The following is a 13734-nucleotide window of genomic DNA, read 5'->3' as shown; positions in this document are numbered from 1 at the left end:
AAGGGTATTCCGAATACGGAATACCCTTTTGTTTTACATATATTTCTTAAGGACGCCCCAGGCTTGTTCTTTCCCTTCGCCCGTTTCACCGGAGAAAAGAAGCAATTCATCTTCTTTTTCCATATTTAACGTTTGGCGCGTGACTTTTAAGTGCTTCTGCCATTTGCCTTTCGGAATTTTATCCGCTTTTGTGGCGATGACGATCCTCGGCAGGTCATAATGCTTCAGGAATTCATACATCGCGATATCATCCTTTGTCGGTGGATGACGCAAATCGACGATCAAAAGCGCAGCGCGGAGCTGATCACGGGAAGTGAAGTACGTTTCGATCATTCTTCCCCATGCATCACGCTCCGTTTTGGATACCTTTGCATAACCATAACCCGGAACATCCACAAAATGGAGTGCTTCATTTATGATATAAAAATTCAAAGTCTGTGTCTTACCCGGCTTGGACGATGTACGCGCCAAGTTTTTCCGGTTGATCATTTTGTTGATGAAACTTGATTTCCCAACGTTGGAACGGCCCGCTAAGGCAAACTCCGGAACTGGAGTATTGGGATATTGTTCAGGCTTTACGGCACTGATGACAATATCTGAACTTGTCACTTTCATTCGTCCACACCTACCAATGCATGCTCAAGAACTTCATCGACGTGTGAGACTGGAACAAATGTTAGTGCTTTACGGACACTCTCCGGGATATCATCAATATCCTTTTCGTTATTTTGCGGGATGATGATTTTCGTAAGTCCTGCCCGGTGAGCCGCTAAAGATTTTTCTTTAAGGCCGCCGATCGGAAGAACCCGTCCGCGTAATGTAATTTCGCCTGTCATGCCTACCTCTTTTCTGATCGGCCTGTTGGTAAGGGCCGATATTAACGCTGTTGCAATCGTGATGCCAGCAGAAGGACCATCCTTAGGGACAGCACCTTCAGGGACATGAATATGAATATCATATTTTTCATGGAAGTTCGTATCAATATGAAGTTTCTCGGTTTTTGAACGGACATAACTGAAAGCGGCCTGTGCTGATTCTTTCATTACATCGCCAAGCTTGCCTGTCAAGATGAGCTTGCCTTTACCTGGTGACAAGGAAACCTCGATTTGCAGCGTATCGCCGCCAACTGATGTGTAAGCCAAGCCGTTGGCTACACCGACCTGATTCTCGACCTCTGCTTGTCCATAATGGAACATCGTTTTCCCCAGAAACTCCTCGACATTCTTATCAGAAATGACGACCCGCTTCTTATCCCCGGATACGATGATTTTCGCAGTCTTCCGGCAGATGCCTGCAAGCTGCCGCTCCAGACTTCTGACACCGGCTTCCCGGGTGTAATAACGGATGATTTTGGTAAGAGCTTCCTCACGGATTTGCAATTGTGTCTTCAATAAACCATGGCTTTCCAACTGTCTAGGCAGGAGGTGATCCTTGGCTATATGAAGTTTCTCTATCTCAGTATAACCTGCAATCGAAATGATTTCCATACGATCACGAAGCGGACCAGGAATGGAGCCCAAATTATTCGCAGTCGCTATGAACATGACTTTGGAAAGATCATACGTTTCTTCAATATAATGATCGCTGAAGTTATGGTTTTGTTCAGGATCAAGCACCTCAAGCATCGCTGCAGATGGATCTCCCCTGAAATCATTGGACATTTTATCCACTTCGTCCAGTAAAAAGACGGGATTAATCGTTCCGGCTTTTTTCATGCCCTGGATGATCCGTCCTGGCATCGCCCCTACATATGTGCGGCGATGTCCGCGGATTTCCGATTCATCACGCACTCCACCTAATGAGATGCGAACGAAGTTCCGGTTCATGGATGATGCGATCGATTTAGCCAGGCTGGTTTTTCCGACACCAGGCGGTCCCACTAAGCAAAGGATCGGCCCCTTCAAGGAATTGGTCAATTGCTGAACGGCCAAATACTCAAGCACCCGCTCTTTCACCTTTTCCAATCCATGATGATCTCTATTGAGGATTTTTTCGGCTTTATGGATATTCAAATCATCTTTTGTCGCTTTGGACCAAGGAAGCGAAATCAACCAATCGATATAGTTGCGGATGACAGAGCTCTCAGCAGAGCTAGAAGGCACTTTTTCATACCGGTCCAACTCCTTTAAGGCCGCTGCTTTAATGTGCTCAGGCATGTCCGCTTCTTCAATCTTTTCGTTGAGGACTTCAATCTCGCCCGTCTTTCCTTCTTTATCGCCCAGTTCCTTTTGGATCGCTTTCATTTGTTCACGTAGATAATATTCCTTTTGAGTCCGTTCCATCGAACGCTTGACACGCTGGCCGATCTTTTTCTCGAGAAAAAGAACCTCTTTTTCATTATTGATGATTTCGATTACACGGCTTAAGCGCTTTTTCATATCAATCGTCTCTAGCACTTCCTGCTTCTCCTTCAGCTTCAAAGGCAGGTGGGAGGCAATGATATCAGCCAATCTCCCTGGCTCTTCGATATCGGAAGTGGATGTGAATGTTTCACCGGTTATTTTCTTGGACATTTTTATGTATTGTTCAAAATAATCCAGAAGAGTGCGCATCAATGCTTGATGTTCCGCATCCTTATCATCGCTATCTTCATATATTTTTATCTTGGCACCATAATGTGTCTCATAATCGTAAAATTCAACGACCTCTGCTCGGTTCAATCCTTCCACCAACACCCGGATTGTTCCGTTCGGAAGCTTCAACATTTGCTTTACTTTTGTTAAGGTTCCCATTTTAAATAAATCTTCTTCACCTGGTTCGTCCAACGAAACATCTTGTTGTGTCGTCAAAAATATAAGATGGTCTTCCACCATTGCTTTCTCAAGGGCTTGCACCGATTTATCTCGGCCTACATCTAAATGAAGGACCATCGTTGGATATACAAGCAATCCTCTTAGCGGCAGGAGGGGGACGATGATTTCTTTATCAGTCATTTCCTGACACCTCCATCTATTTAATATCGTCGTTGTAAACTATTTACCCATGTTCTCAACCTTTTAACAATTCTATCCTATTTATATAGAAGTGTCTATTCGTTTACCTTAACACGTTTCGACTGCTCTTATTATCTCCAATATTAAATAAAAAAGCACGTCTGAACTCACGATTTTTTTCCTGAATGATTGATTCGTGACATCATTATAATGCCCCGGTTTTGTTAAGCCGGGGCACTTCCTTTATACGCTTTCTTTTTTTGATAGGTCCAAGGATGTGAGGATTTGCTCCGACATCATTTCCTTTTTCAATGCATGATCCAGCACTTCTTTTACATGTGAAACGGGAATGATTTCGATATCGTTGATTTCCAATAACAGCGGCTGCATGTTTTCGGCTGGGATAATCACTTTGTTTGCTCCCGCTAGCTTCGCAGCCTTGATTTTCGGTATCACTCCGCCAATTGGTTTAACACCGCCATGGAGGCTGATTTCCCCAGTCATTGCGATTGTATGGTCAACAGGGATTTTATATATGGCCGAGTATATGCCAGTTGCCATCGCAATCCCCGCAGAAGGGCCATCGACGGGACTTCCGCCCGGGAAGTTAACATGGATATCGAATTGATCGGCAGGCACCCCCATCGAACGGAGAACCGTAATTACGTTTTCAACCGAACCTTTCGCCATGCTTTTGCGGCGGATCGACTTGCCATTCCCTCCGCCAATGCTTTCCTCTTCAACGATTCCGGTAATATTTATCGAGCCTTTTTCATTGCAGGCAGCCATGACGCTAACCTCGATTTCCAGCAATGCCCCTGAGTTGGGACCATAGACGGCAAGACCGTTTACTAAGCCTATTTTTGAATTTGATTCTATTTTCCGGTCCATCCGTGGCGTCAATTGACTGCTATGTGCCATCCAATCTATATCTTCTTCTCTTATGAAGGTCCTGTCTTCATTAATGGAGATTCCTGCAAGACTTTGGATCATATTGACCGCTTCCCTGCCATTCCGGGCATAATCGGAAACCGACTGCAATCCTTTTTCGCTTATCGTGATCCCCACTTTTTCGGAGGCATTCTTAGCTACTGTAATGATTTCTTCACGATCCAGTTCACGGAAAAACACTTCGATGCATCTTGAACGGATTGCAGGTGCAATTTCATTCGGTGTCCTCGTTGTCGCTCCAATCAAGCGAAAGTCGGCTGGAAGCCCGTTTTTGAAAATATCATGGATGTGAGTGGGAATATTTTGATTTTCTTCTTGATAGTAGGCACTCTCCAGAAAAACCTTTCGATCCTCCAATACCTTTAGTAGTTTATTCATTTGGATGGGATGCAGCTCCCCTATTTCATCTATGAACAGCACACCGCCATGAGCATTGCTGACAGCTCCTTGCTTTGGCTGCGGGATGCCAGCCTGTCCCATTGCCCCGGCACCTTGATAGATCGGGTCGTGCACCGACCCGATCAGCGGATCGGCAATCCCGCGCTCATCGAACCTGGCTGTAGTCGCATCCAATTCAACGAACACGGCTGAGTTTTTAAAAGGTGATTTACCATTTTTCTTAGCCTCTTCAAGGACAAGTCTGGCTGCTGCCGTTTTCCCAACCCCCGGAGGGCCGTACACGATCACATGCTGAGGATTCGGTCCACATAATGCAGCTTTCAATGCTTTAATTCCATCCTGCTGCCCGATGATTTCGTCGAATGTGCTTGGTCTGACCTTCTCTGCCAATGGTTCGGTTAGTGAGATCGACCTCATTTTTCGTAATTGGTCCATTTCCTTTCGTGAATCCCGGTCAATCGAAACCTTTTGGGTCCGCTGGCCTTTCAATAAGTTAAAAAAATACAGTCCAATAATAATCCCAAAAAACAGCTGAATAAACAACGCCAATCCTGTCCAATTCATTCTATTCCCTCCTGCACTCTCCTAGTTTGTCATTTCTGTTAGTATCTCCTTTGGAAGGGCGAAATTATCCAAGAAATCCACGTTGTAAATTATTGGGGTTTTGGCGGGGGAAATAGTTTTGGCGAGTTTGGATTATATCGTTTCATTGCACTTCAGGCGCTCCCTTTCCGCGGGCGGTCGGGGAGCCTCCTTGGCGCTTTGCGCCTGCGGTGTCTCCCCTTAACCGCATTTCCCGCAGGAGTGTCACACCTTTCGTTCCAATCCACTCTGCGTGAAAATGTAGATTGAAACGGCAACACTAAGTTAGATCATTATTTTAAGATCGAGTAGGCTACGGAAAACATACGTGCGTGTCGAAAATTCACCGAAGAGTAAAAAAAAATACAAATATACATTAATGGCAAGCCAGGCAAAGACATTATCAGAGAGTATGACCCAACTCTTTCCACTGGGTAAATGGATCAGTCAACAACGAAAGCTCAGGTTCTTTTAAAGAAAAAAAACAAGCAACGCCTGAGTGAATCAGCTGAGGTATTGAAGAGAAATAAACAGTTAGAGATGGAGAATGAGATCGTAAGACAAGCGCTGCTAGCCATTGTGAGTGATTAAACGTATGTAAGGATCGAGAAAAAATGGCATGATATCTTTCGATTAGGTTGAGGTTAGACTTTCATTGCTCAAAGTTTTGGTGAGTTTGTACAATGTCCGTTTCATTGTACTGCAGGCGGTCCGTGAGCCTCCTCAGCTTTTAGCCTGCGATGTCTCTGTCTCACGAAGACACGCATTTCCCGCAGGAGTGTCACACCTTTCGTTCCAATCAACTTAGCGTGAAAATATAGATTGAATCGGCAACAGTAAGTTAGATCATTTTTTTAAGATCAAGTAGCCTAAGGAACATGCTTGCGCGCGGAACATTTACCGAAGAATTAAAAGGTACAATACTATCTAAATGGAAAGCCAGACAAAGACATTATCAGAGAGTATGACCTGACTCCCTCAACTGGGAAAATGGATCAGTCAACGACGGAGCTCAGGTTCTTTTAAAGAAAAAAAACAAGCAACACCTGAGTGAAATAGCTGAGGTCTTGACTTGTAAACAGTTCTTATACCTCGTCTTACCACTGAAACAACGGACACGGGCAGAGGCTGGTTTTATTGAGTCCGCGCATACAAAAGCATGAGATCAAGCGGGGAATTTGCAAAGAAAAAGGGTTTCGGAATGAGATCATTCCGAAACCCTTTTGTCTATATTCGGGGACTGCCATTATGTACTGGCGGTCTTACTTTTTTAGATCCATTAAGCAGATGTTTTCTTTTCTTGTCCCTTGATGGTTGTGCCATCTTTAAGGACAAGCTTCGGAGATTCGTTTTTGGAAATCGTGTTGCCTGTGATCACACATTTTGCAACATCATCACGTGAAGGCAGGTCGAACATCACTTCAAGAATGATACCTTCAATGATGGAACGCAGACCACGGGCACCCGTTTTACGCTCGATCGCTTTTTTGGCGATTTCACTTAATGCTTCCGGTTCGAATTCCAATTCAACATCATCGAGCTCAAGCAATTTTTGATATTGCTTTACAAGCGCATTTTTTGGTTTTGTCAGGATTTCAATCAAAGCAGCTTCATCCAATTGCTCAAGAGTAGCAATTACTGGAAGACGTCCGATGAACTCCGGAATCAGACCGAAACGAAGCAAATCTTCAGGAAGTACTTTGGAAAGCAATTCTTTTTCCGCTATATCATCCTTTTTCACGTCAGAGCCGAATCCAATCACTTTTTGACCAAGACGGCGTTTGATAATCGGTTCGATGCCATCAAAAGCACCGCCACAGATGAATAGAATATTGGTCGTGTCGATTTGAATGAATTCCTGGTGCGGATGTTTACGTCCACCTTGAGGCGGAACGCTTGCAACCGTTCCTTCAAGAATTTTCAATAGAGCTTGCTGCACGCCTTCACCTGACACGTCACGTGTAATCGAAGGATTTTCCGATTTACGGGCAACCTTATCGATTTCGTCAATATAAATGATGCCTTTTTCTGCTTTTTCCACATCATAATCGGCTGCTTGGATCAATTTAAGGAGGATATTTTCCACATCTTCCCCTACATATCCAGCTTCCGTCAATGAAGTCGCATCAGCAATTGCAAAAGGAACATTCAATAGACGGGCCAGTGTTTGAGCAAGAAGGGTTTTCCCGCTTCCTGTCGGTCCGATTAGGGCAATGTTACTTTTAGAAAGCTCGACATCGTCGACTTTGCTATTGGAATTGATACGCTTATAATGATTGTAAACGGCAACAGCCAAAGATTTCTTCGCTTGTTCTTGTCCAATCACGTATTCATCAAGAATTTCCCGGATTTCCATAGGTTTAGGTACATCCCTGAATTCCACTTCTTCATCTGTACCAAGTTCTTCCTCGACAATCTCCGTACAAAGCTCGATACACTCGTCACAAATATAGACACCTGGACCAGCAACCAGTTTACGGACTTGTTCTTGTGTTTTTCCGCAAAAAGAACATTTCAACTGTCCTTTTTCATCATTAAATTTAAACATGTACGTTCACCCCTTTAAATACTCTTCCAACTCTATCACATAGCGGTACCCAATCTTAATAAAAAAACTAGGCACACATCTTAAACATTCCAAAATCCCTAGTATGTTTTGCATTTTATCATGTTCTTGGAATTTTCGTAACAAAAATGCTCACGTGTCCGAGTTGTTAAAAGTACAATAATCAATCAATATGTATTTGCCCTTTACCAGTATGCCCAAAACTTTTGATTTTTAAAATTAGGATTCGCTGTATAAATATGTATATGCGGTATTAGAACTAATCTACACCGAAATCCAAAAAAAATCAATCAGGAAGTAACCAAAATTAGAAATTTCCACTAATTCTCAATATGTATAAAACAAGGCACGATTACTCGCGCCTTGTTTTTTTAAAGGGTAATATTAATAAAAATTATTTAGCGTCAACAGTTTTGCTGTTTTCTACCAAGAAGTCGATAGCTTTCTTAATTTTAAGATCGCCTTTGATACCTTCCAAGTTTCCAAGAGCTTGTTTGATCGCGTCAATTTCCATATTGTACATTGTAGCCATTTGTCCAAGTTCAGCTTCTACATCTTCATCAGTCGCTTCAAGCTTTTCAGCTTCAGCAATTGCTTCAAGAGTTAGGCTCGTACGAACTTGTCCTTCTGCTTCTTCTTTCATTTGTGCTTTCAAAGCTTCTTCGTCTTGACCTGAGAATTGGTAGTAAAGTTCCAAGTTAAGACCTTGAGATTGAATGCGTTGTGAGAATTCATTCATCATGCGGTCCACTTCGTTAGAAACCATCGCTTCAGGAACGTCCATTTCTGCGCCTTCAACAGCTTTACCGATTACCGTGTTTTGAATGAAGTTTTCTTCTTCGTGCTTTTTGTCATGCTCTAATTTATGTTTTGTTTTTTCTTTCAGTTCAGCCAACGTTTCCACTTCGTCGTCAACGTCTTTCGCGAACTCGTCATCCAACTCAGGAAGTTGTTTTGCTTTGATTTCGTGGATTTTCACTTTGAATACAGCTGGTTTTCCTGCAAGTTCAGCAGCATGGTATTCTTCAGGGAAAGTAACTTCGATATCTTTTTCAGCGCCAGTTTCAAGACCAACTAGTTGCTCTTCGAATCCTGGGATGAAAGAATTTGAGCCGATTTCCAATGAATGGTTTTCGCTAGCTCCGCCTTCGAATGCTTCACCATTAACGAATCCTTCAAAGTCAAGTACCACTGTATCGCCTTCGGCAACTTGTCCTTCTTCTTTCACAACAAGCTCAGCTTGACGCTCTTGTAAAGTTTTCAATTCGTTATCAACATCTTCGTCCGTTACTTCAGTGTTGAATTTTTCAACTTCTACACCTTTGTAATCTCCTAATTTAACTTCTGGCTTAACTGTTACAGTTGCAGTGAAAATTAGGTTTTCGCCTTTTTCCATTTTCTCGATGTCGATTTCTGGACGGTCTACCGGCTGAATTCCAGCTTCTTCGACAGCATTTGCGTATGCATCTGGAAGAATGATATCAAGCGCATCTTGATAAAGTGATTCTACGCCGAATTTTTTTTCGAACATTTGACGTGGCATTTTACCTTTACGGAAGCCAGGTACATTTACTTGTTTCACTACTTTTTTGAAAGCTGCGTCTAAACCTTCGTTTACTTTTGCAGCGTCAACTTCGATTGTTAGTACGCCTTGATTACCTTCTTGTTTTTCCCATTTTACAGACATTTGTTTCCCTCCAAAAAATCTATATACTTCAATAATAAGCATTGGATGAATATGCTTTGCAAGTGTTAACAAGTCATCCTTCAAATATACCCAAAAAAAATCTTGGGATTTCGTCAAATTTAGACGAATTATACATTACAACCACTACATTATACCACAGGTTGATTCTGTTACAACAGCAATAGGTTAAATAATGGGATAAGAAATTTCCTCAATTTCTTTTAAATAGGATAAAATTTCGGTAACCTCTTCCTCTTTTACGAAATAATCACCCGCTATGTTCCTCGCGGAAACGTTGCCAGTCATGTATCCCTCAGCTAAGGAATGGTATGCGGCCGCCCAGGCAGGAATGCTTTTTGGTTCCGGTTCGAATGGGTACAACAGGAATGAATGCCGTTCGATTAGACTATGCACCATTTCGAATAAGCTCGGGTTTTCCTGACTGATCCTTGCTTCCGTCAGGCTGGTGATTTTCTTATAGTAGTCCGTTTCCTTCAAGCTCTTCAATTCCGTCGGCAGGACTGACTTCGTTTCGTTGAATTTCCTAAGCGTCACTTCTTCGTTATATTCCTGGTCGGTCAAAATGTTCAGGAGCATCGTTTTGAAGAAAGGGTGTCCTTCATCCATTTGGAGAAATTGCTCGATTTTGGGGATAAGCGGTCGGATATTGATGTTCGTAAGTTTCGAAATAACCAAGAACATTTCGTTATCCGTCTTGCCTTCAAAAAGCCCTTCCTCTTGCAATTCCGCAGTAATCTGCTGATTTTGCCGGTCTTCTTCGTCTTTTCTATCCTCAAGTGCCCGCTTGCTGAACTGAAGCATCTTTTCAAAATGCTCCTCCTTGTCGAACGGAATTTGGCTCTCATCAAACAGCAGTTCAATCAATGTGACCATTTCCTGATGCTCGCTTAATTGCAGCAGGACCATCAAATAGATATTGATGAGTTGAAAATAATCACCGATGCCTTTATTCAGCATCTCTTTACATAGATCTTTTGCCTCGTCGTAAAACTCCAGTTCGACAAGTGAGACTACAAGTCCCATACAAACCTCATCATCGTCAGGTTCATACTCCCTCGCTTGGCTGAACAGCTGTGCAGCAGCTTTGAAGTTTCGATTACCTAGCTCATCCAATCCTTTCGCAATCAGCCTTTCCCCGAGATTCGGAAAGGCGATAATCCTGGTTTCCTCAGCCTTATTTCGGTTGTTTTCATTATCCATCCTATTTTCCGCCTCACCGTTCGCTTTTTGAAAAACAGTTTAGCATGTAATAGGCGGAAATACAAAAATTTATCAGGATGTTCGACTCGATCCGACCTGTTTCAAGACTCACTTGCACAAAAAAATCCCGTTTCTTTTCAATGAAGAAAAGAAACGGGAGATTCTCCTTCTATTAAATAGTAGAAGCAGCCTTAGTTCGAGATTCGAAGGCAGAAATGGCTTTATCATATTGAAGGGTGATGGAGATTTCATCCCACCCTTTGACAAGCATTTCTTTCCAGTACGGATGAATTTCAAAGCTTGCTTCAAAACCTTGATCATCTCTCAAGGTTTGGTTGGGAAGATCAATTGTCAGCTCATAGTCAGGTGCGGAAGCCGCCTCCATCAAATGCTTTACTTCAGACGGCGTCAAGGCGACCGGAACCATGCCATTTTTCATGCAATTACTTTTGAAAATATCTGCATAAGACGGTGCGATAACGATGTCGAAGCCGTAGTCTTTCAAGGACCATGGCGCATGCTCGCGCGAAGATCCGCAGCCAAAGTTTTCACCTGCTATTAAAATGGACGTGTTTTGATTTTGGGGTTGGTTCAATTCGAAATCAGGTCGTTTCTTCCCTTCTTCGTCAAAACGCCAATTATAGAATAAAAACTCACCAAAACCGCTGCGTTCGATTCGTTTTAAAAACTGCTTAGGGATGATTTGATCGGTATCCACGTTATTTCGGTCAAGTACCGCAGCTCTTCCTTTATATAATGTGATCGGTTCCATTACGTGCACCTCCAGTTAATTCGTATTAATGGACTTGTTCAGCCTGCTTGAATTTTCTGATATCGACAAATTTCCCATGAATGGCGGCCGCAGCAGCCATGGCCGGACTAACCAGGTGTGTCCTTGCACCCGCTCCCTGCCGGCCTTCAAAGTTTCGGTTACTTGTGGAAGCACAATGCTCTCCGGATGGGACGGCATCAGGGTTCATGCTGAGACACATGCTGCACCCTGACTCACGCCACTCAAAGCCGGCAGATTTAAATATTTCATCCAGCCCTTCCTCTTCCGCTTGCCTTTTTACCCTTTGCGAGCCGGGAACGACCATTGCCCGCACCCCTTTATGAACCTCTTGGCCATCGATCATTTCTGCGGCCTGTCGTAAGTCCTCTATCCGGGAATTCGTGCAAGAACCGATGAATACATGCTGAACGGGAATATCCGTGATCGCCATGCCTTCCTTCAGGCCCATATACGCTAGTGCTCGATCCAATTCCTTCGAATCAATGATTTCCTCGGCAAAGGTCGGCACCTTGCCATCCACTCCACTAGCCATTCCAGGATTTGTGCCCCAGCTTACCATTGGTGAAATAAGACTGCCATCTAGGATGATTTCTTGATCATATACAGCATCTTGATCACTGGACAACGATTTCCAATCCTGAACACAGCGCTCGAATTCCTCCCCTTTTGGTACATATTTACGACCCTTCAAATAAGAAAAAGTCGTTTCATCTGGAGCAACCAACCCGGCTCTCGCCCCGCCTTCAATCGACATATTGCATACAGTCATTCGTTCTTCCATTGACATATCTCGGAAAACTTCACCGCAGTATTCAATGATATGTCCCGTGCCAAAATCGACACCGAATTTGGCGATCACATATAATATGACATCTTTCGCCTTCACTCCGTGACCGAGCTGGCCGTTCACCTCAAGCTTTAATGTTTTCGGTTTTGTTTGCCATAAGGTTTGCGTGGCCAACACATGCTCGACCTCACTCGTACCAATTCCAAATGCAATCGATCCGAACGCGCCGTGCGTGGAGGTATGACTGTCGCCACAAACAATCGTCATCCCTGGCTGTGTCAGCCCTAATTCCGGTCCGATCACGTGTACGATCCCTTGTTCCGGGCTGTCTAAATCAGCAAGGCGGATGCCAAACTCCTTACAGTTTTGGTCAAGTGCATCTAACTGTTTCCTGGCAATGTCATCCTCGATGAAATAGCGATTGACGGTTGGTACATTATGATCCATTGTTGCAAATGTACGGTCCGGCCTCCTGACTGTACGACCTTTTAATCTCAATCCTTCAAATGCTTGCGGTGAGGTCACCTCATGTATATATTGAAGGTCTATATATAATAAATCCGGCTTATTTTCCTCTTCGTTTACAATATGCTGGTCCCATATTTTCTCTATTATCGACTTTCCCATCCCTTATCCACCTCAATCAATACTATATTTTTTTAAAAAACACGGCCTAAAGTTAGGCCGTGAAAGACGTTTATGCGTAAGCTCCCATGATATTGGAGATGGCTTCCTGGTCTAAAAGATTAGCTTTAATTTCAGCAATCATCTCTGAAGTAGAGGTAATATCCGATTGGCCATTTGCGATATCGCCCGTCCTCAAGCCGTATTCAAGCACCGTTTCCACAGCCTGCTCAACGGCATGTGCCTCATCCTCCAAACCAAAGGATAGCCTAAGCATGGACGCCGCCGATAAAATGGTCCCAATCGGATTAGCTAGGTTTTTACCCGCAATATCCGGCGCAGAGCCATGAATCGGTTCATAGAGATTCGGACCTTCCGTAGATATCGAAGCTGAAGGCAGCATTCCTAGTGAACCGGTCAATACGGAAGCTTCGTCACTTAAAATATCACCAAACATATTTTCCGTTACGATAATATCAAATTGTTTCGGATTTTTAATCAGCTGCATGGCTGCGTTATCAACAAGCATATGTTCAAGCCTTACATCCGGATAATCCTTGGCCACCTCTTCAGCCGTTTCACGCCACATCCTGCTGGATTCAAGAACATTCGCTTTATCGACGGAGGTGACTTTTTTCTTGCGCTCGGATGCCAAGGCAAACGCCAATTCAATGATGCGCTTCATTTCACTTTTCTGATAGAAAAGCGTATCGACGACGGCTTCTTTCCCTTCCCTTTCGACCCGTTCGCTCGGCTTTCCAAAATAAAGACCGCCTGTTAATTCCCTGACAATCACGAAATCAACATCTTCAATGAATTCCTTTTTAAGAGGAGAAGATTCGGACAAGCTGGAATAGTAGCTGATGGGACGAATGTTAGCATAAAGATTCAAATCTTTACGGATTTTCAGCAACCCACGTTCCGGCCTTAAGTGCGCTGGCTGATCATCCCATTTCGGACCTCCAACAGCCCCTAATAAAACCGCATCGCTGCTTTTACAAATCTTCACAGTATCATCAGGCAAGGGTGAACCTGTAAGATCGATGGCCCCGCCGCCAATTTCACCATATTGAAAGTCAAACTCGTGTCCGTATCTTTGGGCAACGGCTTCGAGGATTTCTACAGCGCCTCTTGTCACTTCTTTGCCGATTCCATCTCCTTGAAGCACCGCAATATTCCTTTTCATCGAAA

At 43.6% G+C, this 13734-nt stretch carries 9 protein-coding genes; all 9 read right to left on the bottom strand.

The annotated features are described in order from the left end of the window. Window positions 1-33: 33 nt before the first annotated feature. Window positions 34-615: a ribosome biogenesis GTP-binding protein YihA/YsxC gene (gene yihA / locus ASU00_RS00755; protein WP_057911538.1), complete on the bottom strand. Its 582-nt coding sequence runs from the start codon at window positions 613-615 to the stop codon at window positions 34-36. Continuing rightward, complete coding sequence (lon, locus tag ASU00_RS00750) at window positions 612-2933, bottom strand: endopeptidase La (protein ID WP_057911537.1); 2322 nt, start codon at window positions 2931-2933, stop codon at window positions 612-614. Before lon ends, yihA begins: the two co-directional genes overlap by 4 nt. 243 nt (window positions 2934-3176) lie before the next feature. Continuing rightward, window positions 3177-4847 (bottom strand): ATP-dependent protease LonB, encoded by a 1671-nt coding sequence (lonB, locus tag ASU00_RS00745; protein WP_057911536.1) that lies wholly within the window; start codon window positions 4845-4847, stop codon window positions 3177-3179. A gap of 1297 nt (window positions 4848-6144) precedes the next feature. After that, window positions 6145-7413: an ATP-dependent protease ATP-binding subunit ClpX gene (gene clpX, locus ASU00_RS00740; RefSeq protein ID WP_057911535.1), complete on the bottom strand. Its 1269-nt coding sequence runs from the start codon at window positions 7411-7413 to the stop codon at window positions 6145-6147. A 412-nt stretch (window positions 7414-7825) separates the two neighbouring features. After that, a complete protein-coding gene (gene tig / locus ASU00_RS00735) occupies window positions 7826-9118 on the bottom strand; it encodes a trigger factor (protein ID WP_057911534.1) in 1293 nt (430 codons plus the stop codon). Window positions 9119-9304: 186 nt separating this feature from the next. Further along, a complete protein-coding gene (locus ASU00_RS00730) occupies window positions 9305-10339 on the bottom strand; it encodes a tetratricopeptide repeat protein (protein ID WP_057911533.1) in 1035 nt (344 codons plus the stop codon). 172 nt (window positions 10340-10511) lie between these two features. Next, window positions 10512-11111, bottom strand: coding sequence for a 3-isopropylmalate dehydratase small subunit (gene leuD, locus ASU00_RS00725; protein WP_057911532.1), 600 nt, complete (start codon window positions 11109-11111; stop codon window positions 10512-10514). Between the two features lie 25 nt (window positions 11112-11136). Next, window positions 11137-12546 carry a 3-isopropylmalate dehydratase large subunit gene (gene leuC / locus ASU00_RS00720; protein WP_057911531.1) on the bottom strand — a complete coding sequence of 470 codons (1410 nt, stop codon included), beginning with the start codon at window positions 12544-12546 and terminating at the stop codon, window positions 11137-11139. Between the two features lie 70 nt (window positions 12547-12616). After that, the gene (gene leuB, locus ASU00_RS00715) at window positions 12617-13729 is read right to left on the bottom strand and encodes a 3-isopropylmalate dehydrogenase (RefSeq protein ID WP_057911530.1); all 1113 of its coding nucleotides are present in this window, start codon (window positions 13727-13729) and stop codon (window positions 12617-12619) included. Between the last annotated feature and the right edge of the window lie 5 nt (window positions 13730-13734).

The organism is Peribacillus muralis, from assembly GCF_001439925.1.
Classification (GTDB): Bacteria; Bacillota; Bacilli; order Bacillales; family DSM-1321; genus Peribacillus; species Peribacillus muralis.
The sequence above is the reverse complement of the archived record's forward strand: the minus strand, read 5'-3'. Positions and strand labels throughout refer to the sequence as shown.

What these genes read in the sequence shown, in the direction of transcription:
- yihA (WP_057911538.1), bottom strand. Translation starts at nt 615, where the DNA reads ATGAAAGTGACAAGTTCAGATATTGTCATCAGTGCCGTAAAGCCTGAA.
- lon (WP_057911537.1), bottom strand. Translation starts at nt 2,933, where the DNA reads ATGACTGATAAAGAAATCATCGTCCCCCTCCTGCCGCTAAGAGGATTG.
- lonB (WP_057911536.1), bottom strand. Translation starts at nt 4,847, where the DNA reads ATGAATTGGACAGGATTGGCGTTGTTTATTCAGCTGTTTTTTGGGATT.
- clpX (WP_057911535.1), bottom strand. Translation starts at nt 7,413, where the DNA reads ATGTTTAAATTTAATGATGAAAAAGGACAGTTGAAATGTTCTTTTTGC.
- tig (WP_057911534.1), bottom strand. Translation starts at nt 9,118, where the DNA reads ATGTCTGTAAAATGGGAAAAACAAGAAGGTAATCAAGGCGTACTAACA.
- ASU00_RS00730 (WP_057911533.1), bottom strand. Translation starts at nt 10,339, where the DNA reads ATGGATAATGAAAACAACCGAAATAAGGCTGAGGAAACCAGGATTATC.
- leuD (WP_057911532.1), bottom strand. Translation starts at nt 11,111, where the DNA reads ATGGAACCGATCACATTATATAAAGGAAGAGCTGCGGTACTTGACCGA.
- leuC (WP_057911531.1), bottom strand. Translation starts at nt 12,546, where the DNA reads ATGGGAAAGTCGATAATAGAGAAAATATGGGACCAGCATATTGTAAAC.
- leuB (WP_057911530.1), bottom strand. Translation starts at nt 13,729, where the DNA reads ATGAAAAGGAATATTGCGGTGCTTCAAGGAGATGGAATCGGCAAAGAA.